This window comes from Streptomyces sp. NPDC032091, from assembly GCF_055580265.1.
This window is the reverse complement of record NZ_JBVILR010000001.1, coordinates 245,488-269,407: the sequence shown is the minus strand read 5'-3', so window position 1 is coordinate 269,407 and position 23,920 is coordinate 245,488. Positions and strand designations below refer to the sequence as shown.

The 23,920-nt window shown below is 73.6% G+C and carries 21 protein-coding genes and 5 tRNA genes; 11 read left to right on the top strand and 15 right to left on the bottom strand.

Annotated features, from left to right (window positions below):
• Positions 1–173: 173 nt before the first annotated feature.
• Positions 174–671 (top strand): DsbA family protein, encoded by a 498-nt coding sequence (locus tag ACZ5NJ_RS01225; protein WP_468761371.1) that lies wholly within the window; start codon positions 174–176, stop codon positions 669–671.
• A gap of 1 nt (position 672) precedes the next feature.
• Here the strand turns inward: ACZ5NJ_RS01225 and ACZ5NJ_RS01220 are convergent, their stop codons facing one another.
• The 3 genes from ACZ5NJ_RS01220 to ACZ5NJ_RS01210 are packed head-to-tail and all read right to left on the bottom strand — an operon-like array spanning position 673 to position 3,460.
• Complete coding sequence (locus ACZ5NJ_RS01220; protein ID WP_468761369.1) at positions 673–1,506, bottom strand: GNAT family N-acetyltransferase; 834 nt, start codon at positions 1,504–1,506, stop codon at positions 673–675.
• A 50-nt stretch (positions 1,507–1,556) separates the two neighbouring features.
• Entirely contained in the window at positions 1,557–2,378 is an 822-nt protein-coding gene (locus tag ACZ5NJ_RS01215) for an aminotransferase class IV (RefSeq protein WP_468761367.1), read from the bottom strand.
• Positions 2,375–3,460 carry a chorismate-binding protein gene (locus ACZ5NJ_RS01210; RefSeq protein ID WP_468761365.1) on the bottom strand — a complete coding sequence of 362 codons (1,086 nt, stop codon included), beginning with the start codon at positions 3,458–3,460 and terminating at the stop codon, positions 2,375–2,377. Before ACZ5NJ_RS01210 ends, ACZ5NJ_RS01215 begins: the two co-directional genes overlap by 4 nt.
• 193 nt (positions 3,461–3,653) lie before the next feature.
• Here ACZ5NJ_RS01210 and ACZ5NJ_RS01205 point away from each other — a divergent pair.
• The 5 genes from ACZ5NJ_RS01205 (at position 3,654) to ACZ5NJ_RS01185 (ending at position 4,146) form a co-directional block, all read left to right on the top strand.
• Positions 3,654–3,726: transfer RNA gene (locus ACZ5NJ_RS01205), tRNA-Gly, on the top strand.
• 38 nt (positions 3,727–3,764) lie between these two features.
• Positions 3,765–3,838, top strand: a tRNA-Cys gene (locus ACZ5NJ_RS01200).
• Position 3,839: 1 nt separating this feature from the next.
• Positions 3,840–3,911 (top strand) — tRNA-Val (locus ACZ5NJ_RS01195).
• 34 nt (positions 3,912–3,945) lie between these two features.
• Positions 3,946–4,017 (top strand) — tRNA-Val (locus ACZ5NJ_RS01190).
• Between the two features lie 57 nt (positions 4,018–4,074).
• Positions 4,075–4,146: transfer RNA gene (locus tag ACZ5NJ_RS01185), tRNA-Val, on the top strand.
• A gap of 215 nt (positions 4,147–4,361) precedes the next feature.
• On the opposite strand, the gene ACZ5NJ_RS01180 is transcribed toward ACZ5NJ_RS01185, so the two are convergent.
• Positions 4,362–4,571 carry a hypothetical protein gene (locus ACZ5NJ_RS01180; RefSeq protein ID WP_468761999.1) on the bottom strand — a complete coding sequence of 70 codons (210 nt, stop codon included), beginning with the start codon at positions 4,569–4,571 and terminating at the stop codon, positions 4,362–4,364.
• 527 nt (positions 4,572–5,098) lie between these two features.
• Here ACZ5NJ_RS01180 and ACZ5NJ_RS01175 point away from each other — a divergent pair.
• Positions 5,099–6,313: a serine/threonine-protein kinase gene (locus ACZ5NJ_RS01175; protein ID WP_468761997.1), complete on the top strand. Its 1,215-nt coding sequence runs from the start codon at positions 5,099–5,101 to the stop codon at positions 6,311–6,313.
• An 84-nt stretch (positions 6,314–6,397) separates the two neighbouring features.
• Here the strand turns inward: ACZ5NJ_RS01175 and ACZ5NJ_RS01170 are convergent, their stop codons facing one another.
• Both ACZ5NJ_RS01170 and cobA read right to left on the bottom strand, forming a co-directional pair.
• On the bottom strand, positions 6,398–7,213 hold the full coding sequence (locus ACZ5NJ_RS01170; RefSeq protein WP_468761363.1) for a TrmH family RNA methyltransferase: 816 nt from the start codon (positions 7,211–7,213) through the stop codon (positions 6,398–6,400).
• A 42-nt stretch (positions 7,214–7,255) separates the two neighbouring features.
• Positions 7,256–8,518 carry a uroporphyrinogen-III C-methyltransferase gene (gene cobA, locus ACZ5NJ_RS01165; RefSeq protein ID WP_468761361.1) on the bottom strand — a complete coding sequence of 421 codons (1,263 nt, stop codon included), beginning with the start codon at positions 8,516–8,518 and terminating at the stop codon, positions 7,256–7,258.
• A gap of 851 nt (positions 8,519–9,369) precedes the next feature.
• Between cobA and ACZ5NJ_RS01160 the strand changes: the two genes are divergently transcribed.
• The gene (locus ACZ5NJ_RS01160; RefSeq protein WP_468761359.1) at positions 9,370–9,582 is read left to right on the top strand and encodes a hypothetical protein; all 213 of its coding nucleotides are present in this window, start codon (positions 9,370–9,372) and stop codon (positions 9,580–9,582) included.
• 159 nt (positions 9,583–9,741) lie between these two features.
• Positions 9,742–10,905 (top strand): RICIN domain-containing protein, encoded by a 1,164-nt coding sequence (locus ACZ5NJ_RS01155; RefSeq protein ID WP_468761357.1) that lies wholly within the window; start codon positions 9,742–9,744, stop codon positions 10,903–10,905.
• A gap of 76 nt (positions 10,906–10,981) precedes the next feature.
• On the opposite strand, the gene cobT is transcribed toward ACZ5NJ_RS01155, so the two are convergent.
• From cobT to ACZ5NJ_RS01125, 6 genes are all read right to left on the bottom strand, one after another.
• Positions 10,982–14,863 carry a nicotinate-nucleotide--dimethylbenzimidazole phosphoribosyltransferase gene (cobT, locus tag ACZ5NJ_RS01150; RefSeq protein ID WP_468761355.1) on the bottom strand — a complete coding sequence of 1,294 codons (3,882 nt, stop codon included), beginning with the start codon at positions 14,861–14,863 and terminating at the stop codon, positions 10,982–10,984.
• A 244-nt stretch (positions 14,864–15,107) separates the two neighbouring features.
• The gene (gene cbiE / locus ACZ5NJ_RS01145) at positions 15,108–16,325 is read right to left on the bottom strand and encodes a precorrin-6y C5,15-methyltransferase (decarboxylating) subunit CbiE (protein WP_468761353.1); all 1,218 of its coding nucleotides are present in this window, start codon (positions 16,323–16,325) and stop codon (positions 15,108–15,110) included.
• A gap of 60 nt (positions 16,326–16,385) precedes the next feature.
• The gene (locus tag ACZ5NJ_RS01140) at positions 16,386–17,120 is read right to left on the bottom strand and encodes a GNAT family N-acetyltransferase (protein ID WP_468761351.1); all 735 of its coding nucleotides are present in this window, start codon (positions 17,118–17,120) and stop codon (positions 16,386–16,388) included.
• Positions 17,121–17,356: 236 nt separating this feature from the next.
• Positions 17,357–18,220: a MetQ/NlpA family ABC transporter substrate-binding protein gene (locus ACZ5NJ_RS01135; protein WP_468761348.1), complete on the bottom strand. Its 864-nt coding sequence runs from the start codon at positions 18,218–18,220 to the stop codon at positions 17,357–17,359.
• A gap of 115 nt (positions 18,221–18,335) precedes the next feature.
• Entirely contained in the window at positions 18,336–19,004 is a 669-nt protein-coding gene (locus ACZ5NJ_RS01130; protein WP_468761345.1) for a methionine ABC transporter permease, read from the bottom strand.
• Positions 19,001–20,068 (bottom strand): methionine ABC transporter ATP-binding protein, encoded by a 1,068-nt coding sequence (locus tag ACZ5NJ_RS01125; RefSeq protein ID WP_468761343.1) that lies wholly within the window; start codon positions 20,066–20,068, stop codon positions 19,001–19,003. Before ACZ5NJ_RS01125 ends, ACZ5NJ_RS01130 begins: the two co-directional genes overlap by 4 nt.
• Positions 20,069–20,684: 616 nt before the next feature.
• Here ACZ5NJ_RS01125 and ACZ5NJ_RS01120 point away from each other — a divergent pair.
• Together ACZ5NJ_RS01120 and ACZ5NJ_RS01115 are read left to right on the top strand one after the other, a co-directional pair.
• A complete protein-coding gene (locus tag ACZ5NJ_RS01120; RefSeq protein ID WP_079425147.1) occupies positions 20,685–21,053 on the top strand; it encodes a hypothetical protein in 369 nt (122 codons plus the stop codon).
• A complete protein-coding gene (locus tag ACZ5NJ_RS01115; protein WP_468761339.1) occupies positions 21,046–21,462 on the top strand; it encodes a hypothetical protein in 417 nt (138 codons plus the stop codon). Before ACZ5NJ_RS01120 ends, ACZ5NJ_RS01115 begins: the two co-directional genes overlap by 8 nt.
• A gap of 18 nt (positions 21,463–21,480) precedes the next feature.
• Here ACZ5NJ_RS01115 and ACZ5NJ_RS01110 read toward each other — a convergent pair whose 3' ends face one another.
• The 3 genes from ACZ5NJ_RS01110 to ACZ5NJ_RS01100 all read right to left on the bottom strand — a co-directional run bounded on the left by ACZ5NJ_RS01110 (position 21,481) and on the right by ACZ5NJ_RS01100 (position 23,782).
• A complete protein-coding gene (locus ACZ5NJ_RS01110) occupies positions 21,481–21,987 on the bottom strand; it encodes a GNAT family N-acetyltransferase (RefSeq protein WP_468761337.1) in 507 nt (168 codons plus the stop codon).
• Between the two features lie 72 nt (positions 21,988–22,059).
• Positions 22,060–22,548, bottom strand: a complete 489-nt coding sequence (locus tag ACZ5NJ_RS01105; RefSeq protein WP_468761335.1) for a sigma-70 family RNA polymerase sigma factor — start codon at positions 22,546–22,548, stop codon at positions 22,060–22,062.
• Between the two features lie 73 nt (positions 22,549–22,621).
• The gene (locus ACZ5NJ_RS01100; RefSeq protein ID WP_468761333.1) at positions 22,622–23,782 is read right to left on the bottom strand and encodes a glycerophosphodiester phosphodiesterase; all 1,161 of its coding nucleotides are present in this window, start codon (positions 23,780–23,782) and stop codon (positions 22,622–22,624) included.
• Between the last annotated feature and the right edge of the window lie 138 nt (positions 23,783–23,920).

The window sequence follows — 23,920 nt, the reverse complement described above, 5'->3', positions numbered from 1 at the left end:
GCGGTCCTCCGGCGGTCTGCGGTGGGCGGTCTGTCCCTTCCATCCTGCACCGGCCACCGCCGCGGCGGCCATGCCCGAGGCCCCGGCGGGCCCGATCTCCGGGACATCTCCGGGGCGTCTCGGGGTCGGATCTCCTCCCCGGGTGCCGCCGGGAGGTCTGGGAGACTGTCCGCATGACCGATTCCGTGATCCTCGACGTCTGGTGCGAACTCCAGTGCCCGGACTGCCACAGCGCGCTGGACGACGTGCGCGCCCTGCGGGCCCGCTACGGCGACCGGCTGGACATCCGGCTGCGCCACTTCCCGCTGGAGAAGCACAAGCACGCCTTCGCCGCCGCGCAGGCCGCCGAGGAGGCCCTGGAACAGGGGCAGGGCTGGCCGTACGCGGAGGCGGTGCTGGCCAGGACCGCCGAGCTCGGCGAGCGCGGCGAGGCCGTACTGCTGGACGTGGCGCGTGAACTCGGCCTGGACGCCGAGGAGTTCGACACCGCCCTGATCGACGGCCGGCACATCCTGATCGTCGACGCCGACCAGGCCGAGGGCAAGGCCATCGGCGTGACCGGCACCCCGACCTACGTCATCGGCGGCGAGCGCCTCGACGGCGGCAAGAGCCAGGAGGGCCTGCGCGCCCGCATCGAGGAGATCGCCGACCGGCTGCTCGCCGCGAGCTGACTCAGATCAGCTCCTTGGCGTAGTTCACGTCGGTGGTCCGGTAGCCGAGGGACTCGTACAGCCGCAGGGCCGGGGTGTTGTCGGCGAACACGTGCAGCGCCAGCCGGCGGTGGCCCCGCGCGATCGCCGCGCCCTCGGCGAGGAGCATCAGGTCCCGGCCGTGGCCGCGGCCCCGGTGCTCCTCGGCGACCGCGACGTCGTACACGTACGCCCCCGCGGCGCCCTCCCCGCGCGCCGCGAGCCACACGTGCCCGACCGGGGTCCCGGCCGCCTCCAGGACGGCGAAGGTGACGCCCGGGGTGTCCAGGCCCCGGGGGAGCTGCGCGTCGTGGTCGGCCCGCGACTTGGCCCGCGCCGCCTCCGGCCCCATGCCCCGGGCCGTCCAGCTCGCCGCGTACTCCTCGCGGGCCCGGACGTCCCACGCCGCGTACTCGGCCGGCGTCATCGGCCGGCCGCGCACGCCCTCGGAGAGGGCCGGCGGGTCCTGCGGGAGCTCCTTGGCCATGTTCCGGCTCGATTCCGCGTACCCGAGGGCCGCGGCCAGCCGCAGGCCGCCGGGCGAATCCGCCGGAACGGAGATCCGCACCCGGCGGCAGCCCCAGCCGCGCAGCACCTCCTCCGCGGCCAGCGCGGCGACCGTGGCGCGGCCCCGGCGGCGGTCCGGCTCGTCGACGGCGAGGTCGCGGATCTCCCCCACCGTCGGCCCGAAGGGCGTGTCGGCGGCGATCAGGAGCGTCCCGACGCGCCTGCTGTTGACGCGGACCTCGTACGGGCGCGAGCGCGCGCCGCCCTCGCTCTGCTGAAGCGGCCCGCTGGGCCGCAGGGTGGTGGTCATCGGTCGAGTTCTACCCGCCCCGCGGCGCCGTCACCACGGTGCGGGGCGGCTCAGGGGTCGATGTCGGACGCGGCGCGCTCCTCGAAGACCCGCATGGCCTTGGCGGTGACGGGTCCGGGGGTGGCCGCCAGGGTGCGCCCGTCGACGCGGTGGACGGCCTGGACGTCGCGCAGGGTGGAGGTCAGGAAGACCTCCTCGGCCCGTTCCAGCACGTCGAGGGGCAGCTCGGTCTCGCGGGCGCCGGTCCACTCGACGGCCAGGGCGCGGGTGATGCCGGCGAGGCAGCCGGAGGCGACGGGCGGGGTGTGGAGTTCGCCTTCGAGGACGACGAAGACGTTGGAGCCGGTGCCCTCGCAGAGCTGCCCGACGGTGTTGGCGAAGAGGGCCTCGGAGGCCCCGTCCCGGTGCGCCCGGGCCAGGGCGACCACGTTCTCGGCGTACGAGGTGGTCTTCAGGCCGGCCAGCGGCGAGCGCTCGTTGCGCACCCACGGCACGGTGATCACGGCCGTGGTGTCGGGCCGCCGCGCGGTCTCCCCGAGGGCGACGACCAGGGTGGGCCCGGTCTCGCCGCGGTCGGAGCCGAGCGGGGAGAGCCCGCCGGTGTAGGTGATCCGCAGCCGGCCGAGCGGCATCGGGTTGGCCTCCAGGACGGCGGCGCAGCCCCGGCGGACCTCGTCGAGGTCGGGGTCGGGCAGGCCGAGGCCGCGGGCGGAGCGGGTGAGCCGCTCCAGGTGCCGGGTGAGCGCGAAGGGGGTGCCGTGCTCCGCCTTGAGGGTCTCGAAGACCCCGTCGCCCACGGTCAGCCCGTGGTCGAGGACGGACACCTTCGCGTCGTCGGCGTCCCGCAGCGTTCCGTCGAGCCAGATCCTCACCGTACGGTTCCTCCACTCAGGTCGTGCGTCGTCTCGTGTGCGCCCGGCACGGGGCCGCCCGAGGCCAGCGCGAGCAGCCGGGCCGCCTTCAGCTCGGTCTCGGCCCACTCCCGCTCGGGGTCGGAGCCCCAGGTGATCCCGGCGCCGGTGCCGAAGCTCAGGCGGGGGCCGCCGGGGGCCTCGCGGTCGATCCAGAAGGTCCGGATGCCGACGGCGAGCGCGGCGGTGCCCCGGTCCGCGTCGACCCAGCCGATGCCCCCACAGTAGGGGCCGCGCGGGGCGGTCTCCAGCTCTTCGATGATCCGCAGGGCGGAGGACTTGGGGGCTCCGGTCACCGAGCCCGGCGGGAAGGTGGCGGCCAGCAGCTCGGGCCAGCCGGCGCCCTCGGCGAGCTCGCCGCTGACGGTGGAGACCAGGTGGACGAGGCCCGGGTGCTCCTCCAGGGCGCACAGCTCCGGGACGGTGACGGAGCCGGTGGCGCAGACGCGGCCCAGGTCGTTGCGGACGAGGTCCACGATCATCACGTTCTCGGCGTGGTCCTTGGGCAGGAGGTCGGCGGCGGTGCGGCCGGTGCCCTTGATCGGTCCGGACTCCACGCGGCGGCCGGCCCGGCGCAGGTACAGCTCCGGGGAGGCGGTGGCGATCTCCACGCCGTGGGCGCGGAGCCGAATCGTTCCTGCGTACGGGGCGGGGTTGCCGCGCGCGAGGAGGGCGGTCAGGGCGTCCACGTCGGCGGCGGCCGGGTCGGGCAGCGGCGCGGAGACCACGCGGCAGAGGTTGGCCTGGTAGACCTCTCCCGCCGCGATGTAGTCGCGGATCCGGCGGACGCCCGCGACGTACGCGGAGCGGTCCAGGGAGGAGGACCAGCGGTCGGCGGCGGGTCCGCGCCAGGCGCCCGGGACGGGCGCGGGCACGGGGTCGGGGCGTATGTCCCCGAAGCGCGCGCAGACCAGCCGGCCTTCGAAGTCCGCGCTCACCACCCAGAACCCGGTGGAGTCGAGGGCCGAGGGATCGCTGGTGACGTCTCGGAGGTCGGTCGCGAGGAGGCCGCCGAAGCGGGCCAGGGGAGGCAGGTCGTGCACGGCTGCGAGTCTATGACCGGTGGCGGGATGCCGCCGGTGGGGTGACCGGCGGGTGACCTCTGGTGATCGGGCCGGCAGCACGTCGGCAGCACGCTGCGGAAACGCGTTTTTGAGCTGGCCCGGGAATCCGCTAGAGTTCAACACGTCGCCAGGGAGCGAAGGGGAAAAACCCCGGAGCGAACACGGTGACACTGCGGACGTAGCTCAGTTGGTAGAGCACCACCTTGCCAAGGTGGATGTCGCGAGTTCGAGTCTCGTCGTCCGCTCTGAGTGGGGGATCTTCCCGAGACCCCGCACACTCCGAGGTGGAGTGGCCGAGAGGCGAGGCAACGGCCTGCAAAGCCGTCTACACGGGTTCAAATCCCGTCTCCACCTCCAAGGACGATTAGCTCAGCGGGAGAGCGCTTCCCTGACACGGAAGAGGTCACTGGTTCAATCCCAGTATCGTCCACTGGTCCGAAAGGACCCGGTCCGCAAGGATCCCCGCGCGATTAGCTCAGCGGGAGAGCGCTTCCCTGACACGGAAGAGGTCACTGGTTCAATCCCAGTATCGCGCACGCAGTACAGCAACACCGTGCAGCACCTGTTTGACCTGCGGTTCCTTACCGTAGCCCGCGCGATTAGCTCAGCGGGAGAGCGCTTCCCTGACACGGAAGAGGTCACTGGTTCAATCCCAGTATCGCGCACCGCAACCGGAAGCCCCGGCCGTCTCGACGGCCGGGGCTTCCGGCGTTGACGTGGGCGGGGGACGTGAAAAGGACGTGAAAAAGGGTGTTGCCCGTCCGGCTCCCCAGCCGTACGGGCAACACCCTTCAACTGCCGTCCGCCGTTCCCCCGTCCCCACGGGGTTCGACGGGCCGATGTCCCGGCCCGGGCCGCTCTCCCGGGCCTGGGGCGCCGCTCAGCGCCCCAGCATCACGCCCACGGACGACGCCTGTGCCGCCACCTGATCGAACCCTCCGAAGAGGAAGAGCAGGAGGGCGGCCAGGGGAAGGACCATGGCCGCGGCCACCAGCGGGTGGCGCGTACCGGACTCATGGCCGTCGAACGCGAACAGCTTGCGTCCCTGCCGTGCGATGTCCGCCATGGTCCTCTCCCTGTCGTCTGGCAGCGGCGGGCTCGTGACCTCGGGGGACGAGTGCGCCACCCGCCGCTTGACTTCAACACTAGGTGGCCGGAAGGCCCCTGGCCTCATGCCCTCGTACCCATTGCCGGGCCTCCAGGAGGATGACGCGGCCGCCTCCGGCCTACTCCCCTGGGTGGAGACGCCTCCCCCGCGCTGGGGGCCTTCCCGGAGGGGATGACCGGAGGGTAGTGACTTCGCTCACTTCCGTCACTCCCCGCGCACGCGTGTCCTCGTTCGGGGTGTTGACGGCCGCCGTCGCGGGCCGGAGCCCCTCCCCCGGCGTCCTGGCCGGTCGCGGGGCCTGTGGGGAGGCCAATCCCCTTGGTCCGAGGGGGCTTTGGGGGGCGGGGGAGAGTTCCTCCGAACGGGGGTTCCGGGAGCCGACGCACCCTCAAGTGGCCTGCGCCGCACTGAGGATCGAATCCTCCGGTGAGGGCGCGGCCTCTGAGCGCTGGTGCCGGATGGTCCGTAAGCTGTGCCAGGTCAGCAGGACGACCGTCAGCGGGGTGGACATGGCGATGATGCGGCTCCGGCGCGAGGATCCGCGTGTCGTCGGCTCCTTCAGACTGCACCGGCGGCTCGGTGCCGGCGGCATGGGCGTCGTCTACCTGGGCTCCGACCGGCGCGGGCAGCGCGTCGCCCTCAAGGTGATCCGGCCCGACCTGGCCGAGGACCAGGAGTTCCGCTCCCGGTTCGCCCGCGAGGTGTCCGCCGCCCGGCGGATCCGCGGCGGGTGCACGGCCCGGCTGGTGGCCGCCGACCTGGAGGCCGAACGCCCCTGGTTCGCCACCCAGTACGTGCCCGGCCCCTCGCTGCACGACAAGGTGGCCGAGGAGGGCCCGCTGACGGCCGCGCAGATCGCCGCCGTCGGGGCCGCGCTCTCCGAGGGGCTGGTCGCCGTCCACGAGGCCGGGGTCGTCCACCGCGACCTGAAGCCCTCGAACATCCTGCTGTCCCCCAAGGGGCCGCGGATCATCGACTTCGGCATCGCCTGGGCCACGGGGGCGAGCACCCTCACCCACGTCGGCACCGCCGTCGGCTCCCCCGGCTTCCTCGCGCCCGAGCAGGTGCGCGGCGCCGCCGTCACGCCGGCCACGGACGTCTTCTCCCTCGGCGCCACCCTCGCCTACGCCGCGATGGCCGACTCGCCCTTCGGGCACGGCAGTTCCGAGGTCATGCTGTACCGGGTCGTGCACGAGGAACCCCACCTGGTCGGCGTCCCGGACGCGCTGGCCCCGCTGGTGCGGGCCTGCCTGGCCAAGGACCCCGAGGAGCGGCCCAGCACCCTCCAGCTGTCGATGCGGCTCAAGGAGATCGCCGCCCGCGAGGCCCAGGGGCTGGGCGAGGCCCGCCCGCCGGCCCAGCGGGCCCGCGTGGAGCGGTCCACGGGCCGGCTGCCCGAGCGGGCCGCCGGGTACGCGGGGCAGGACACGGAGCGGCGTACGGGAGGCCGGGCCGCGGGAGAGCGCCCCTCCGGCGCCACCCCCGCCCCCCGGCCGCAGGGGCCGCACAGCGGGGCGCGCCCCCGCCCGCCGGGCTCCCGCGGCCCCGGCTCGACGGCGGGGCGCACGGGCGGTCGTACGGGGCCGCGCACCGGGCCGCGTACGACCGGCACGGGCCGGCGGCCCTCGCGGCCGGACCCGAAGCTGCTGCGGCAGCGGCTGATCGTGTTCGTGGTCGTGACGCTGCTGGTGGCCCTCGGGATCGCGCTCGCGCAGAAACTCTGAGGACGCGTGCGGAGGCTGTGAGGAAGCGCAGAAGGGGCGCCCCGCCGGGTGGCGGGGCGCCCCTTCGGTGTGTGCGGGGGTCCGCTAGGAGCGCGGGCCGCCGGCGACCGCGTAGAAGGCCACGGCCGCGGCCGCGCCCACGTTGAGCGAGTCGACGCCGTGCGCCATGGGGATCCGTACCCACTCGTCGGCGGCGACCAGTGCCTGGGTCGACAGGCCGTCGCCCTCGGCTCCCAGCATCAGCGCCACCCGCTCCAGGGTGTGCGGGGCCGCCACGTCGATCGGCGAGGCCTTCTCGTGCGGGGTGAGGGCGAGGAGCTTGAAGCCGGCCTCGCGGACGCTGTCCAGGCTCTTGGGCCAGACTTCCAGCCGGGCGTAGGGGACGGAGAACACCGCGCCCATCGACACCTTCACCGAGCGGCGGTACAGCGGGTCCGCGCAGTCCGGCGACAGCAGCACGGCGTCCATGCCGAGGGCGGCGGCGCTGCGGAAGATGGCCCCGATGTTGGTGTGGTCGTTCACCGCCTCCATCACGGCCACCCGGCGGGCCGAGGCCAGCAGCTCCTGCGCCGTGGGCAGCGGCTTGCGCTGCATCGACGCCAGGGCGCCGCGGTGCACGTGGTAGCCGGTGACGCGCTCGGCGAGGTCCGGGCTGACGGCGTAGACCGGGGCCGGGATCTCGTCGATGACGTCGCGCATGACGTCCACCCACTTGGCGGAGAGCAGCATCGAGCGCATCTCGTAGCCGGCGTCCTTGGCCCGCCGGATGACCTTCTCGCCCTCGGCGATGAAGAGGCCCTCGGCGGGTTCGCGGCGCCGTCTCAGTTCTACGTCGGTCAGGCCGGTGTAGTCGCGCAGGCGCGGGTCGTCGGGGTCTTCGATGGTGATGAGATCAGCCACAGGGTGATACTGCCTTGTCCTGGGTGTGGTGCCAACGGGCCGTCAGGCGCCGTTGGTGGGGGGCTCGGGGAGCGCGGAGGGCTCGGGGAGCGCGCCGGGCGGGTTCACGGCGACGACCTCGCCGATGACGATCACCGCCGGCGGGCGGACCTCCTCCGCGCGGACGGTCTCGCCGACCGTCGCGAGGGTGGCGTCCACCCGGCGCTGGGTGGCGGTGGTGCCCTCCTGGACGACCGCGACCGGGGTGTCGGCGGAGCGGCCGTGCTTGACCAGGGCCTCGGCGATCAGCCCGATCTTGTCGACGCCCATCAGGATGACGAGGGTGCCGGTGAGCTTCGCCAGCGCCGCCCAGTCCACCAGGGAACGCGGGTCGTCGGGGCCGACGTGGCCGCTGACCACGGTGAACTCGTGCGCCACGCCGCGGTGGGTGACGGGGATGCCGGCCGCGCCCGGGACCGAGATGGAGCTGGAGATGCCCGGCACGACCGTGCAGGGGATGCCGTGCTCGGCGAGGGCCTGGAGCTCCTCCATGCCGCGGCCGAAGACGTACGGGTCGCCGCCCTTGAGCCGGACGACGGCCTTGCCGGCCTTGGCGTGCTCGATGAGGGCGTTGTTGATGGCCTCCTGGGCCATGAAGCGGCCGTACGGGATCTTCGCCGCGTCGATGACCTCGACGTGCGGCGGGAGCTCGTCGAGGAGGTCGCGGGGGCCGAGCCGGTCGGCGATCACGACGTCGGCCTCGGCGAGCAGGCGCCGGCCGCGCACGGTGATCAGGTCCGGGTCGCCCGGGCCGCCGCCGACGAGGGCCACACCGGGGGTGTGCGGGCGCACGGCGCTGAGGGAGCCGTCGCGCAGCCCCTCGACGACGGCGTCGCGGACGGCGGCTGAGCGGCGCGGGTCGTTGCCGCTGAGCACGGCCACCGTGACGCCCTCGACCCGGCCGGTCGCCGGGGTCCACGCGGTCGCCGCCTCGGCGTCGTCGGCCCGGACGCACCAGACCCGCCGGGCCTCGGCCTCGGCGGAGGCGCGGTCGTTGGCCTCGCGGTCGCGGGTGGCGATCAGGGCGTACCAGGCGCCGTCGAGGTCACCGTCCTGGTAGCGGCGGCGCTCCCAGCGGATCTCCCCCGTCCCGGCCATCGCGTCCACGGAGGGCGTGGCGGACGGGGACACCAGGAGGACGTCCGCGCCGGCGGCGACGAGGGCGGGCAGGCGGCGCTGGGCGACCTGGCCGCCGCCGATGACGACGACGCGGCGCCCGGTCAGGCGCAGTCCTACGGGGTAGGCGGGGTGTGCCGGGTTTCCCATGGCGGTTGCGGCTCCTGATGCGGCGGTGTGTTCGGCGGGCCGCTGCTGCGCTGGAGCGGCTGACGGACCGTGCGGACGCCCGTCCGGCACCACGATACGACGCATCGCCGCTGGTGGTACCTGCGGGGGCGAAGTTCGGCGGGGTGGCGGGGGGCGTTTCACGTCGGCACGCGGGGCGGGGATTTCCGCCCCTGCGGGGGGGGCGGGGGCCGGGAGCGGGATTGGCGGGATCCCGGTGGGGCGGTCTCAGGGAGGGGTTGGGGGTTTCCCGTCCGTCTCATCGTCCTTCCGCGTCGGGACGGTCTGTCAAGGGCGCTCCCTTCGGTCGCGTCGCTGCGCGATCGCCTGCGGCGACCCTTGACAGACCGTCCCGCCACGGAAAAACGAAGACTGCCGGGAAACCCCCGAAGGAACGGGACGGATGTTCATAGGGCGTGCGGCCGTGTCAGGGACCAGGCGAGGTCGTCAGGGGTCGGCAGAGCGGGCATCCGGGCCGGCATCCGGCCCCGGCGGGGCTGCGCCCACGCTTCCGATCGCTACGCGCTCCTCTCTCCTCGGCGTCTGCCGCCCGTCCGGGGCTGGTCGTAGGCCGGGGTTTCGTCACGCAGGTGGCCGGTTTCGTGACGCGTCCGCGAGCGCGTCGAGCCGTTCCTGGATCTGCCGGCGCATCGAGGAGTGGGTCCGGTGACCCCTCCTAAAGGTGCATGGCACACAGATGATGCCCCGCAGGGGTGCCGCGGGCGGCGGCGGGTCTGCACAGTGGTGATCACAGCCGGGAAACGCGGCTGGCGAGCAGCGCACGGTATCGGCGGACTGACCATCGCCGGTCGACACAGCGGGAGTTGACGCACATGTGGGGAAACACGAGCCGGGCCCTGGTGGCCCTCGTACTGGCCGCGGGTATCGGTTGGGGCGGCGCCTCCGCCTCCGTCGCTTCGGAGGGGCCCGGCGCCGGACATCGCGTCAGTGCCGACGGGGAACTTCCCGGGTGGCTCGACCCCGGCAAGGACTGCCCCGTGACGACCGCTTGGGGCGACGAGAACTGCCCGCCCCGCCAGTACTAGCGCCTGTGTGGTGCGGTGCGGTCGTGGTCCGCCTTGTGAGCGGGCCGTCGGCGGCGCTGCCGGAGTCCCCCCTCGCATCTCCTGCCCAGGAAAGGGCCGACCTTGCCACGCTTCGAGGTTCTTCACCCACGTACCAGGACGCTCGCCACGCTGATGGCGATGGCCGCGCTCATCGGCTTGCTGATCGGCCTGCCGGCATCGCCGGCCGTGGCGGACACGCCCAACGCCCACACCGTCGCGACCTACAACTCGCAAGGCGCCCGCTGGGCGGACGTCCGGCAGATCAGCGAAGGGAACGACATCGTCGCCGTCCAGGAGGCGGGGTCGGAACCGGGTCTGTACGGCATGGTGCACCAGCAGTCCTACAACCGCAGCGGCTACACCGTCCACCTGTACCGCTGGGGCGCCCGCTACGTGTACTGGATGAGTCCGCTGGGAGACACCCGGGTCAACCTCGCCATGGTCACGCACACCATGGCCCACGAGGTCTACGTCGCCCCGCCCGGCCGGCCCGGCGCCCGCCCCGCGCTGGGGCTGCGCATGGACGACGACATCTACTACAACGTGCACGCGCTGGCTTCGGGAACGCGCAACGAAGCACAGGAGCTGGTACGCCAGGTCCGCAACCAGGCGACCGCGGCGGGCCGCGCGTGGACCGTCATGGGCGACTTCAACCGTGACCCGGACGACGGCATGCACAACCTCGCCGCGAGTCTGGGCGGCCAGATCTACCACACGGGCCTTGCGACCCAGCAGAGCGGCGGCGAACTCGACTACATGATCTCGTCGCGCGTGCTGGCGAACTACCGCGGTGTACGCATGGGCGGCCGGGGCTCCGACCACTACCCGGTCTACTTCCGCACGCACCTGGTGGCGAACGGGTCCGTGGTCGAGCTGACCAGCGACAGCGACCACGACAAGTACGTCACGTTCGAACGCGGGAGCAACGCCAACGGCACGCACCTGGTGTCCGACACCTGGAACCCCATGAAGTCCCAGTGGAAGCTGCGCAGCGTTCCCGGCGGCGGCCCGTACGACTTCAACTTCGTCAACAGGTCGACCGGCAAGTGCATCGACGTGGACAACGGCCGCTACGCGAAGAGCGGCGATGCCCTCAATGAATGGGACTGCGAGGGCCAGACCTCCCAGGTCTTCACCGTCTACCGCTGGAACGAGGAGCCGGGGGCCTGGATGCTCATGCAGAAGAACACCAGCTTGTGCGTGAACACCGCGGGCGCCAAACCCAAGGTGCTGAGCCTGATGTCGTGCGCTCGAACCACCCCCGTCCCCAGCCAGCGCTTCATTCCGCACTTCTACAACTAGGACCATCCACTTCCCCCGAGGGGAAAGACGCGGGGCCGGGCACCATGTGGTGTCCGGCCCCGCGTCGTCGTGCCGCCTACTTCTCCGTGACGCCCGCCGAGTCGAACGTGGCGACCTCGTGCATCGCGCGGGCCGCGCTCTGGACCAGGGGGAGGGCCAGGAGGGCGCCCGTGCCTTCGCCGAGGCGGAGGTCCAGGTCGACCAGGGGGCGCAGGCCCAGCTTGTTCAGGGCGGCCACGTGGCCCGGTTCCGCGCTGCGGTGGCCCGCGATGCAGGCCGACAGGGCTTCGGGGGCGATGGCGCGGGCCACCAGGGCGGCCGCGCCCGCGCTCACGCCGTCCAGGATGACCGGCGTGCGCAGGGAGGCGCCGCCGAGGATCAGGCCGACGATCGCGGCGTGCTCCAGGCCGCCGATCGCGGCCAGGACGCCGATCGGGTCGTTCAGGTCGGGCTGGTGGAGCTCCAGGGCGCGGCGGACCACCTCGACCTTGCGGGCGTGGGTCTCGTCGTTGATGCCGGTGCCCCGGCCGGTGACCTCGGCCGGGTCGACGCCCGTGAAGACGGAGATGAGGGCGGCCGACACCGTGGTGTTGGCGATGCCCATCTCGCCCGTCAGGAGCGCCTTGTTGCCCGCCGCGACGAGGTCGCGCGCGGTCTCGATGCCGACCTCGATGGCCGCGATGGCGTCCTCGCGGCTCATCGCGGGGCCGACGGACAGGTCGTCGGTGCCCGGGCGGACCTTGCGGGGCAGCAGGCCGGGGGTGGCGGGCAGGTCGCCCTTCACGCCGACGTCCACGACGCACACCTCGGCGCCCACCTGGTTGGCGAAGGCGTTGCAGACGGCCCCGCCGCCCAGGAAGTTGGCCACCATCTGGGTGGTGACCTCCTGGGGCCAGGGCGTGACGCCCTGGGCGTGGACGCCGTGGTCGCCCGCGAAGATCGCGACGGCGGCCGGCTCCGGGATCGGCGGCGGGCAGACCCGCGACAGGCCCGCCAACTGCGCGGAGATGATCTCCAGCATGCCGAGCGCGCCCGCCGGCTTCGTCATCCGCTTCTGCCGCTCCCAGGCCTCACCGAGCGCCTTCGCGTCGAGCGGGCGGATGCTGGCGACGGTGTCGGAGAGCAGGTCGTGCGGGGCCTCGCCGGGCAGCGCGCGGCGCCCGTACGTCTCCTCGTGCACGACCCAGGCAAGCGGACGGCGCTGGGCCCAACCCGCCTGCATCAGTTCCGGCTCCTCGGGGAACTCGTCGACGTACCCGACGCAGAGGTAGGCGACGACCTCCAGGTGCTCCGGGAGGCCGAGGGCGCGGACCATCTCGCGCTCGTCGAAGAAGCTGACCCAGCCCACGCCGAGGCCTTCGGCCCGCGCGGCGAGCCAGAGGTTCTCGACGGCCAGGGCGGAGGAGTACGGGGCCATCTGCGGCTGGGTGTGCCGGCCGAGGGTGTGGCGGCCGCCGCGGGTGGGGTCGGCGGTGACGACGATGTTCACCGGGGTGTCGAGGATGGCCTCGATCTTCAGTTCCTTGAACTGCTTGGCCCGGCCCTTGGGCAGCGACTTGGCGTAGGCCTCGCGCTGGCGCTGGGCGAGCTCGTGCATGGTGCGGCGGGTCTCGGCCGAGCGGATGACGACGAAGTCCCACGGCTGGGAGTGGCCGACGCTCGGGGCGTGGTGGGCGGCCTCCAGGACGCGCAGCAGCACCTCGTGCGGGATCGGGTCGGTGCGGAAGCCGTTGCGGATGTCGCGGCGCTCGCGCATGACGCGCAGGACGGCCTCGCGCTCGGCGTCGGCGTAGCCGGGGGCCGGCTCACCGGCGGAGGGCTGCGGTTCCGCGGGGGCCTCGCCCTCGGCGGTCGCGGGCTGCGCCTCGGCGGCATCCGGGGCCTGCCGGGCCGGTACGTCGGCCTGTGCGGCGGAGTCGGACTGCTCGGCCGGGGCCTTGGGGGCGTCGGCGGCGGCCTGGACCACCGTTTCCGCGGGGGCCTCCGGCTGGGCCGGGGTTTCCACGCCCTCGGGGGCCTGCGCGGCAACGGCGGGCTCAGGGGTGCCGGGCGCACCGTCGACAGCCTCAGCCGCCTCGCCGGGCGCGGGGGCGCCGTCGGCGGCGGGGGCCGCCTCGGGCGCGGGGGCGGTCTCGGGGGCGGGGGCCGCGGCCGCCTCGGCAGCCACAGCTCCCTCGGGGGTCACTGCTCCCTCGGGGGTCACAGCTCCCTCGGGGGTCGCGGCAGCCTCCGCCGCCGGAACGGCCTGCGGCGCGGCGGCGGCCGCGTCCTGGCCGCCGGCCACGGGCTGGGCCTGGACCACGGCCTGGCCGTCGCCGGCGGGCTGCCCCTCGGCGAGAGCGGGACCCTGGCCCTCGGTCACGAGCTGCCCCTCGGCAACGGGCTGACCGCCCACCACGGGCTGACCTTCAGCGACGGGCTGGCCGGCCACGGGCTGGGCCTCAGCGACCGGCTGGCCCGCCACGGGCTGGGCCTCAGCCGCCGGCTGGCCCGCCACGGGCTGGACCTCAGCGACCGGCTGGCCCGCCACGGGCTGGACCTCAGCCGCCGACTGACCCGCCACGGGCTGACCCTCAGCGACCGGCTGACCCTCGGACGTGGCCTGAGCGGCCGCCGGGGTCTGGCCGTTCGCCAGTGCCTGGCCCTCGGCCGGCAGCAGGCCTTCGGCCACCGGCTGGCCCTCGACGACAGGCTGGCCCTCCACCACAGGCTGACCACCGGCGGCGGCCTGGCCGTCGGCCACCGGCAGACCGTCGGGCGCGGTCTGTCCCTCGGCCACCGGCCGGCCCTCGGGCCCGGCCTGGCCTGCGCCCACCGGGGCGCCTTCGCCCACCGGCAGGCCCTCGGCCACCGCGGCGGCCTGGCCCTCGACCGCGGCCTGGCCGTCGGCCACCGGCACGCCCGCGGGGGTCTGGCCCTCGGCCGGGCCCTGGGCGGCCTGCTCGGCGCCCGGGGCGGTCGTCGGCTCCGCCGTCCAGGGGGCTCCGGCCTGCGGCGGGATCTCGCCCGGCTGCGGGGCGGCCGGGGCCGCGGGGGCCTCCGCGCCCGGGGCGTCCAGGTACTCGGGCCCCGCGGCGGGCACGCCCGGCACCGGCTCGGGCGCGCCCGGGGTCCCGGGCGCGGCGGCGGCCTGCGGCTGCGCGGCGGCCATGGCCGCGTCGGGGGCGGCCTCCGCCGCGGGGGCGGCGGGCACGGCCTGGGCGGGCGGTACGACGGCCACGGCGGGTGCGACCGGCATCGGCGGTGCGACGGGCGCGGCGGGGCCCCGGTCCGCGAGGGACCGTACGACTCCGCCGGTGGCCTCGGGCACGGGCGGGCCCATGTGCAGGGGCCGGCGGGGCGGGCTGACGGGGGCGGCGTGCGGCATCTGGCCGGCCTCGGCGGCGGCCGGCGATCCGACGAGGCCGCCGAGGTCCAGGGAACCGGAGTCACGGCCGCCGGTCTCGTGCGCGCCCGCGCTGTACGCGGCGGGGTCGGCGAAGCCCTCGGGGGACGCGGCGTCGGGGAAGCCGAGCGGCTGGCCGGCGAGGGAGTGGTCCTGGCCGGCGACGGGCTGGCCCGGCATCGGCTGTCCGGGCAGCGCGTAGCCCTGCTCCGGGAAGCCGAGGTGCCCCGGCTCGGGGTAACCGCCGGGCTGGGGCTGCGTCTGCGGCTGGGCGTACTCGGCCCGGGGGTATTCGGCGTAGCCCTGTTCGGCGGGGAACTCGCCGGGGAAGGCGGGGGCCTGCGGGACCACCTGGGGGTCGCTCCAGGCGCCGCCCTGTCCGTGGCCGCTGGGCATCAGCAGCAGTTCCTCGTCCTCGGCGGGGTCGTCGACGAGGTCCTGGAAGGCGTAGCCGGCCGGCGGCATCGGCGGCAGGGGGGGCATCGACGGGACCGGAGCGGGAACGCCCTGCTGATCCACCATGCCCGCGTTGTCCGGGTGACCCTCGCCCGGGACCTGGCCGGTGTCAGTCATGCTTACCCCTCGCCCATCGGTGTTGCCTCTTCGCCTCTTCGATCGCCCGGCGCCCTGGTGGCCCGACGAGCGGGGTCGCCGCGCGGCGCGACGGCTCGCGTACGCCCGCACGACAACTCCTGAGCATTGTCGCGCTCGTCGGCCACCGTGTCGGCCGGAAACCGGCACGGTCCGCTGTGGACTGCGCCACGTCGTGCGCCTGCCTGGCGGTACGACGATCGGCCAGCCTACCCCGGGCCCGTTGTCAGCGGTTCACGGGGCGTTCGGCTGCCAGCAGGAAGACGACGGAACGCTCCTGTTCGGCCCAGGTCCTGGTGTCGAGGCCCACGGACTGGAGGAGGGCGCACTCGACGGCGTACCCGTGTTCGGTGAGGGTGCGTCCGATGGCCTCCGCCTGGTCCCGGGTGGAGGCGTGGCTGACGATCCGTTCGGGGCGGCGGTCGGCGACCGCGGCGACGACCTCGGCGCCGCCTCCCCCGACCCGTACGACATCGGGTTCGGGCAGGTTCTCCAGGACGTGGGGGGCGCGGCCCGCGACGACCTGGATCTGTACACCGCGCCTGCGGGCGGCGGCCGTTACGCGTTCGCAGGCGCGCGGGTCGGCGTCGACGGCGATGACGGCGGCCCCGAATGCGGCGGCGTCGACGGCGAAGGCCCCGTGGCCGGTGCCGATGTCCCAGACGAGGTCGCCGGGGCGGGGGCCGAGGCGGGCGAGCTGGGCGGCGCGCAGCTGCGCCGACTCCCCTTCCGCTTCCCCGGCGCCGGGTTCGGTGGAGGGGCGGGCCCAGCCGCGTCCGGCGGCGGGGGCGTGGGCGGGGTGCTGGCCGAGGAGCCAGGGGGCGTCGGCGGGGGCGTGTCCGGCGCCGCCGATGACGATGACGACGTTGGGGTCGCGCCAGGTGTGGTCGGCGGCGGCGTCGGAGGTGAGGACGGTGACGCGTTCGCGGTCGGTGCCGAGTTCCTCGCAGATGACGAAGGTCCGGTGGACCCCTTCGAGGAGGAGGGCGAGTTCGGCGGGGCCGGCGCCGGGCGAGGTGAGGACGGCGACCTTGCCGCGGGCCCGGCAGACGTTGACGGCGCGGCGCAGGGTGCGGGGGTGGGCGACGACGACCTGGGCGTCGTCCCAGGGCATTCCGGCGCGGGCGAAGGCGGCGGCGACGGAGGAGACGGCGGGGACGACCTCGACTTCCAGGCCGTGTTCGGGGGCGCGCAGGGTGCGGACGACGCCGAAGAAGCCGGGGTCCCCGTCGGCGAGGACGACGGCGGTGCCGCGGTGGCCGGCGATGCGGCGGGCTGCCAGGCCGAGGCTGCCGAGGCGGATGCGTTCGGCGCCGGGCGGGACTTCGGGGAGCGCGAGGTGGTGGGCGGCGCCGGCCACGAGGGTGGCCGCGGAGAGCGCGGACCGGGCGGCCGCGGTCAGGGGGGAGCCGTCCCAGCCGATCACCGTGACCCGGTCGGCCATCGTCGTCAGTCTCCTGGGGTGGGGGCAGGCGAAGTTTCGTCGGGGTCGCGCGCTTCGAGACTACCTGGTCACGGGTCGGTTCCGGTCCGCGGTGACGACGTGGGCGGCGGGGTGGGTGCCGCGGGCGTCCCGGGCTTCGCGCGCCTCGCGGCTGTCGTAGGTGTCGTAGGCCCCGTAGGCGCCGTAGGTCTCGTCGTAGGCGTCGGCGTCGTCTTCGTCGAGGTCCTCGGGGAGGAGGCTCCAGACGATGAGGTCGGTGCGGGTGTCGGCCCAGCTGCCGTCGGCGGCCTGGGTGCGGACGGTCCAGGCGTTGCGCAGGACGCCTTCGCTGATGCAACCGATCTTCTGGGCGACCTGCTGGGCGGCCGTGTTGTCGGCGGGGGTGCGCAGTTCGAGTCTCGCGAACTGCTGCTCGCGGAAGAGCCAGCGGGCGACGGCGAGGACGGATTCGGCGGCGTAGCCCTCGCCGCGGGCCCAGGGGGCGGTGACGTAGCGGATCTCGGCGGCGCGGGTGCGCCAGTCGGTGTCGCGGAGGTGGACGGTGCCGACGAGGCGGTGGGTGAGGAACTCGGCGACGGCGAACACGATGCCGTGTCCGGCGGTGCGTTCGGCGTGGGACCGGTCGGTGGCCCAGGCGTGGGCGTCGGTGAGGGTGTAGGGGTGCGGTGCCACGGTCCAGGCGGTGACCTGCTCGTCGTTCATCATCTCGGCGAGCGCGGTGACGTCCTCCTCCTCGAAGGGGCGCAGCACCAGCCGGTCCGTGCTGATGGTGACGTCCGGGAAGGTGGTAGTCATGCGCAGCTCCATGCCTGAGACGGACCGTTTTGGCGGGTCGTAGGCCACAGCATGCAGCATCGGCCCGGGGATGTGCAGGGCCGGGCTGCCCGCGAGCGGGCAGCATTCGGGCAGACCGCGGCCCCGCGTGCCCGGGAGGCTGCGCGGGGCCGGGGATCCGGCGTCGACCGGGCGGTTCGCCGGTCGATTCGTCAGGTGAGTCGGGTGCGCCGGGCGCGTCGGGCGCGCCAGGTGCGTCAGGCGGCCGGGGTGCCGAAGGCCGGGATGACGGAGCCCTGGTACTTCTCCTCGATGAACTTCTTGACCTCGTCGGAGTTCAGGAGCTTGGCGAGCTTCTGGATGCGCGGGTCGTTCTGCTTGCCGTCCTTGACCGCCAGGAAGTTGGCGTACGGGTTGCCCTCGGCCTTCTCCAGGACCAGGGCGTCCTTGGCGGGCGAGAGGTTGGCCTCCAGGGCGTAGTTGCCGTTGATGACGGCGGCGTCCACGTCGTTCAGGGCGCGCGGGACCGTGCCGGCCTCCAGCTCCTTGAACTCCAGGCCCTTCTTGTCGGTGATGTCGGCGAGCTTGGCGGTGGTGCCGACCCCGTCCTTGAGGGTGATCAGCTTGTTCGCGGCGAGCAGCTGGAGGGCGCGGCCCTCGTTGGTGGGGTCGTTGGGGACGGCGACGGTCTGGCCGGCCTTGATGTCGGTGAGGGCCTTGACCTTCTTGGAGTAGAGGCCGAGGGGCTCCAGGTGCACGTTCACGACGGGCACGATGTGGGTGCCGTTCTTCTTGTTGAAGTCGTCGAGGTACGGCTTGTGCTGGAAGTAGTTGGCGTCGACCTGGCCCTGCTCGGTGGCGGTGTTGGGCAGGACGTAGTCCGTGAACTCCTTCACCTCCAGCTTGAGGCCCTCCTTGGCCGCGAGCTTGTCCTTGACGAAGTTCAGGATGTCGGCGTGGGGGCTCGGGGAGGCCGCGATGACGAGGGGCTTGCTCTCGTCGACCTTGCCGCCGTCGGCCTTGGTGGAGGACGGGTCCGAGGAGCTGCCGCAGGCGGTGAGGCCGAGGGCGAGCGCGGCGGAGGCGGCGGCGAAGGCGGTGAGCTTGATGTTCTTACGCACGAAGAGTGCCTTTCTTGCGGGTACGGGTCCGGGGTGGGGACCCGCTGGTGGTGGCCCAGGCACGACAAGTGCGGGCTTTCTCGGGTGGGAAACTCAGGGGCGGCCCGGGGCGGGCTCAGGCTGTCCGGCCGCGGCGGGCGAGGACGCGCACCACGCCGTCGCCGATCAGCTGGATCACCGTGACGAGGGCGACGAGGACCACGACGGTGGCGACCATGAAGCCGGTCTCGAAGCGCTGGAAGCCGTAGGTGATGGCCTTGGAGCCGAGTCCTTCGCCGCCGACGGCGCCGGCCATGGCGGAGTAGCCGACCAGGGTGATGACCGTGGTGGTGACGGCGGCGACCAGGGAGGGCAGGGCCTGCGGGAGCAGGACCTTGCCGACGAGGGTGGGGATGCCGCCGCCCATGGACTCGACGGCTTCGATCAGGCCGTGGTCGACCTCGCGGACGGCCGTCTCGACGAGGCGGGCGAAGAAGGGGATGGCGCCGATGGCGAGCGGGACGATCATGGCGGTGGGGCCGATGAACGTGCCGACGACGGCGGTGGTGACCGGGATCAGCGCGATCAGCAGGATGATGAACGGCAGCGAGCGGCCTATGTTCACGATCACGCCGAGGGCCTTGTTGAGCGGCTGGTTGCGCAGGAGGCCGCCCTTGTCGGTGAGGACGAGGAGGATGCCGAGGGGCAGTCCGCCGAGGACGGTCACCAGGGTGGACCACAGGACCATGTAGAGGGTGTCGTACGCGCCCTGGGTGAGCAGGGGCTGCATCTCGGACCAGGTCACTTGGCACCGTCCTTGACCAGTTCGGCCAGTTCGTCGTCGATTTCGTCCGTTGCGGGGGCCGTCCCGTCGACCACGTCGACCTGGAGGCCCTGCTCGCGCAGGAAGCCGACGGGTACGACGTTGTCCTCGTAGCGGCCGGGCAGCTCGATGCGCATGCGGCCGATCTGGCGGCCGGCGACGGTGTCCATCGCGGCGCCGAGGATCGAGATGTCGATGTTGTACGTGCGGGACAGCTGGGAGATGACCGGCTGGGTGGCGGCCTCGCCGTGGAAGGTGACGTCGACGACCGTGTGCTCCGGGCCGGTGGCGGCGCCGCTGACGGGGAAGAGTTCGGCGGCGAGCTCGGAGCCGGGGGTGGCGAGCAGCTCGGCGACGGTGCCGGACTCGATGATCCGGCCCTTCTTCATCAGGGCGGCGGAGTCGCAGATGCTCTTGACGACGTCCATCTCGTGCGTGATGAGCAGGACGGTGAGGCCGAGCTGGCGGTTGAGGTCGCGCAGGAGCTGGAGGATGGAGCGGGTGGTCTCGGGGTCGAGGGCGCTGGTGGCCTCGTCGGAGAGGAGCACCTTGGGGTCGCCGGCCAGGGCGCGGGCGATGCCGACGCGCTGCTTCTGGCCGCCGGAGAGCTGGCTGGGGTAGGCCTTGGCCTTGTCGGCGAGGCCGACGAGGTCGAGGAGTTCCAGGGCCTTGCGGGAGCGTTCGCGGCGGTCGGTGCCGAGGATCTCCAGGGGGAGCTCGATGTTGGCCTGGACGGTCCGGGAGGACAGCAGGTTGAAGTGCTGGAAGACCATGCCGATGCGGCTGCGGGCCTCGCGGAGCTCCTTGCCGGCGCGCCGGCCGCGGCCGGCGAGGGCGGTGAGCTCGACGCCGTCGACCGTGACGGTGCCGGTGGTGGGGCGCTCCAGGAGGTTCACGCAGCGGATGAGGGAGGACTTGCCGGCGCCGCTCTGGCCGATGACTCCGTAGACCTCGCCCTCGCGGACGTGGAGGTCGACGCCGTCCAGGGCGGTGACCTCGCGGCCACGGGACTGGTAGACCTTCGTGAGGCCCGATGTGGTGATCACAGGAATTCCGTCGCTGTCGAGTGCACGGCGTGCGGGACCGTGCACGGGGCAAACATCTGGGGACGCGATACGGGTCGAACCGTCACAAGGAAGGCGCGTCGACACGTGCGCGGGGCTGGAGCGGTCCGGACCGGAGGTCAGCGGTGACCTGGACGGCGGAGTGGCTCGCTTCGTCTCGCTTCGGGGCGCGAGACCGCGGGGGAAGGGGCCCTCAGAAGGCGCACATTCGACACATACAACGAGCACCGGGCGTCATCGTCGCCTCGGTCGCAAGGGTGCGGCTGCTCGTCGTGGTCATGGGCCCCAGTAAAGCAGACATGCCGGTTCACCGATCAACAGTGTCCGCATACCGGACGGATTTCGGCCGCATTCCGGACGGCGCCGGGGTCTCCGGCACCGCGTCCCGAGGCGTCCGCACCGGCTCCCGACCAGTCGTGGCAAGGCCGGGCGGGCTCCCGCGACCGGGTCCGGGCGGGGTCGGGCGGAGGTGCCGGTTGTGGCCAAGGCCACGGCCGGCGGCCGCCCGGGCCAAGGCTGCGCGCAGGGCCGGCGGCCGGGGGCGGCCCGGCGGCGCCCCGTGCGCGGCCGGGCGCGGAGGCCGTAATACCCTCGCAGCATGCTCGACGCCCTGACGGCCGCCCTCGGCGTGGCCGCACTCGCCCTCGCCGCCTGGTGCGGCCACGCCGTATGGCGGGACCAGCCGACCAAGGACTGGCACTTCATCGGCATGGCCGTGGTGACCCTGCTGGCACTGGCCCAGCTGGTGGTCGGCCTGGTCCAGCTGGGCCGGGGCGAGAAGCCGGAACAGGGCACGGTGCTCTTCGTGGCCTATCTGGTGGGCGCCTTCGCGGCGGTCCCGGCGGCCGGGCTGCTCTCGCTGACCGAGCGCACCAAGTGGGGTTCGGTGACGGTGGCCGCGGGTGCGGTCGTCCTCGCCGTGCTCGAAGTGCGCCTCTACGACATCTGGGGATCCGCCGGTGCCTGACACGACGACCGCCTCGCCGGACACCCGCAAGCGGCTGGTGTCCGGGCCGGGGCTGCTGCTGGTGTGGCTCTACGGGGTCATGGTGGTCGGCGCGGTCTCGCGCTCGGCCCTCCAGATCTCCACCGAGTTCGACAGGGCGCCGCTGGCCTACTCGCTGTCGGCGGCGGCCGCCCTGGTCTACGCGTTCATCACGTACTCGCTCGTGCGCGGCGGCGACCGGGCCCGGCGGGCGGCACTGGTGTGCTGCGGCGCCGAGCTCGCGGGCGTGCTGGCCGTCGGCACCTGGACGCTGGTCCGGCCCGAGGCCTTCCCCGACGCGACCGTCTGGTCGGACTACGGGATGGGCTACCTGTTCATCCCGGTGATCCTTCCGGTCACCGGGATGCTCTGGCTGCGCGCCAGGCGCTGACGCGCGGGTCCTGCCCGCTCAGGCGCTGACGGTGTAGTCGGCGGCGGTCTCGGCGTCCTTCTCCAGGATCACCAGGTGCACGCCGTCGGAGGCGGTGCGGTTGCCGACCTGCGCGTAGCCGGCCTTGCGGTAGAGCCGCAGGTTCGACTCGCTCTTGTGACCGGTGTGCAGGCGGAAGCGGGTGGTGCCGCCGTGCCCGGCGAGGGCCTCCTCGACCCCGCGCAGCAGCCGGGCGCCGAGGCCGTGGCCCTGGAGGCGGGGGTGTACGCACAGCTTGGCGATGCTGGCCGTGCCGTCCTCGCCGACGCTGCCGCGCACCGTGCCGACCACTTCGTCGCCGAGCCGGGCCACCAGGACGGTGTCCGTGGCCAGCTCCTCCTTCAGGGAGTCCAGGGACTGGGTGAGCGGCTGGATGAGGTAGTTGCCGTACAGCTCGGCCTCCCGCTGGAACGCCAGGTACTGCAGTTTGAAGATCTGCTCGGCGTCTTCGGCGGCCGCCGCCGAAATGGTCACGCTCATGCCCATGTGCGCATGCCTCCCGCTCACCGGTAGCTCTCTGGTCTACCGCTCCTTTCCCCACGGGCCAGGAGCCGCAACCTATCCGCCGAGCATTCTGCGCAGACATCCCAGGCAACGGGAACGCACTGGCCCCAAACTTCCTTGTGAGATACCCAACTCTCCTGCGATTTCACGGTAGGTGAGGTCCCTGGGCGACAGAAGTGCGGCTATCAGCTCGGGGCACCGCCCCGGCAACCGGGCGACCGCCGATCGGAGGGCGCGGTTCTCCTCGCCGTGCAGGAGGGCGTCCTCGGGCTCGTCGGCGGTGTCCGCGGGGGCCGCCCCGTACGGGACCTCGCGCCGCGTCCGCCGCCGGGCGAGCCGGGCCTCGGCGCGGACGGCCCGCCTCAGCCAGCGGGCCCGGCCGGCGGGGCCGGGGCCGGGCGGTCCCTGCTCCAGCAGCCTGACCCAGACGGCCTGTTCCAGGTCGGCGGCGTCCACCCCGGCGGCGGGGGCCTCCGCGGCCGCCTCGGCGCAGAGCAGCGGGCGCAGTTCCTCGATCAGTTCCGGTTCGCGTCGCAGGTCCATGCCGGGCGGGACGCGGGGGCCGGGCCGGGCGGTTTCCCCGCCGGACCCGGCCCACCCGTACGTGGCCGGGGGCCTAGCGGTTGACGCCGCGTCCGGGGCGGAAGGCCTCGGCGGCGAGGAGTCCGGTGTCGGGGTTGTCGGTGAAGATGGCGTCGACGCCGAGCTCGAAGTAGCGCTTGAAGGCGCCGAAGGCGTCCCCGTAGGCGTTCGGGTCGGTGCCCTTGCGGTATTCGGCCGGCAGGAAGGTGTTCTCGTTGCGGGCCGTGTAGGGGTGCAGGACGAGGCCGCGGGCGTGGGCGTCGTGCACCAGGGTGGTGGGGGTGCCGAGCCTGCCGTCCGGGGTGCGCGGGACGATGAGGTCCAGGGTGGGCCCGATGCCCTGGGCGAAGCCGGCGATCCACTTCAGGCCCTCGGGCGTGACCAGGTCGGCGACGGTGCGGGGGTCCTTGGCCACCTCGAAGTCCCAGGGGCGGGTGTTCGCGGCGGAGAGCAGGACGACGCGCGGGGCGGAGACCAGGCGGGAGAGCCGCTGGATGCTGGAGGGCTCGAAGGACTGGAGGAAGACGGCGGCGTCCCGGCCGGCGCGGCCGTAGCGGCGCAGCAGGGCCGCGAGGGGCTCCTCCAGGGCGAGCCCGAGGCCGCGGAAGTAGGTGGGGTGCTTGGTCTCGACGTGCAGCCAGACGCGCCTGCCGCGCCGCTTGCCCTCGCGGTCGGCCCAGCGCAGCACCTCTTCGAAGGTGGGGACGGCCCAGCGGCCGTCGTAGAGGGTGTTGCGCTGACGGATGGCCGGAATGCGTTCCTTGGCGCGCAGGGTGCGCAGCTCGGCGAGGGTGAAGTCCTCGGTGAACCAGCCGGTGACGGAGACCCCGTCGACGGTCTTGGTGGTGCGCCGGCCGGCGAACTCGGGGTGGTCGGCGACGTCGGTGGTGCCGCCGATCTCGTTCTCGTGGCGGCAGACCAGGTGGCCGTCCTTGGTGGGGACGAGGTCCTGTTCGATGACGTCGGCGCCGAGGTCGAGGGCCAGTTGGTAGGAGCCGAGGGTGTGCTCGGGCCGGTAGCCGCTGGAGCCGCGGTGGCCGATGACCAGGGGGACGGGCAGGTCGCGGTAGCCGCCCTCCCCGCGCCCGGTCTCGCTCGCGGAGGCGGTTCCGGCGGCGAGCGCGCTCATTCCGGTTCCGGCCGCGAGGACCGCGGCCCCCAGGACGGTGCGCCTGGCTGTCCCACCTTGCGTCATCAGTGCCACTCCTTGTTCGGAATCGATCGAAAAGCGCTCGGCTTCTTTTGGAAATCGGCGTGCCGATGGTAGGCAAGGGGGGTGGCCGACGAGTGGGGTCGCGTGGAACATGGCGGAAACTCACGTCAACAGCGCGTA

What these genes read in the sequence shown, in the direction of transcription:
- cobA (WP_468761361.1), bottom strand. Translation starts at nt 8,518, where the DNA reads ATGGGAAACCCGGCACACCCCGCCTACCCCGTAGGACTGCGCCTGACC.
- ACZ5NJ_RS01140 (WP_468761351.1), bottom strand. Translation starts at nt 17,120, where the DNA reads ATGACTACCACCTTCCCGGACGTCACCATCAGCACGGACCGGCTGGTG.
- ACZ5NJ_RS01175 (WP_468761997.1), top strand. Translation starts at nt 5,099, where the DNA reads ATGGCGATGATGCGGCTCCGGCGCGAGGATCCGCGTGTCGTCGGCTCC.
- ACZ5NJ_RS01105 (WP_468761335.1), bottom strand. Translation starts at nt 22,548, where the DNA reads ATGGACCTGCGACGCGAACCGGAACTGATCGAGGAACTGCGCCCGCTG.
- ACZ5NJ_RS01120 (WP_079425147.1), top strand. Translation starts at nt 20,685, where the DNA reads ATGCTCGACGCCCTGACGGCCGCCCTCGGCGTGGCCGCACTCGCCCTC.
- ACZ5NJ_RS01110 (WP_468761337.1), bottom strand. Translation starts at nt 21,987, where the DNA reads ATGGGCATGAGCGTGACCATTTCGGCGGCGGCCGCCGAAGACGCCGAG.
- cbiE (WP_468761353.1), bottom strand. Translation starts at nt 16,325, where the DNA reads ATGGCCGACCGGGTCACGGTGATCGGCTGGGACGGCTCCCCCCTGACC.
- ACZ5NJ_RS01225 (WP_468761371.1), top strand. Translation starts at nt 174, where the DNA reads ATGACCGATTCCGTGATCCTCGACGTCTGGTGCGAACTCCAGTGCCCG.
- ACZ5NJ_RS01100 (WP_468761333.1), bottom strand. Translation starts at nt 23,782, where the DNA reads ATGACGCAAGGTGGGACAGCCAGGCGCACCGTCCTGGGGGCCGCGGTC.
- ACZ5NJ_RS01160 (WP_468761359.1), top strand. Translation starts at nt 9,370, where the DNA reads ATGTGGGGAAACACGAGCCGGGCCCTGGTGGCCCTCGTACTGGCCGCG.
- ACZ5NJ_RS01155 (WP_468761357.1), top strand. Translation starts at nt 9,742, where the DNA reads ATGGCCGCGCTCATCGGCTTGCTGATCGGCCTGCCGGCATCGCCGGCC.
- cobT (WP_468761355.1), bottom strand. Translation starts at nt 14,863, where the DNA reads ATGACTGACACCGGCCAGGTCCCGGGCGAGGGTCACCCGGACAACGCG.
- ACZ5NJ_RS01220 (WP_468761369.1), bottom strand. Translation starts at nt 1,506, where the DNA reads ATGACCACCACCCTGCGGCCCAGCGGGCCGCTTCAGCAGAGCGAGGGC.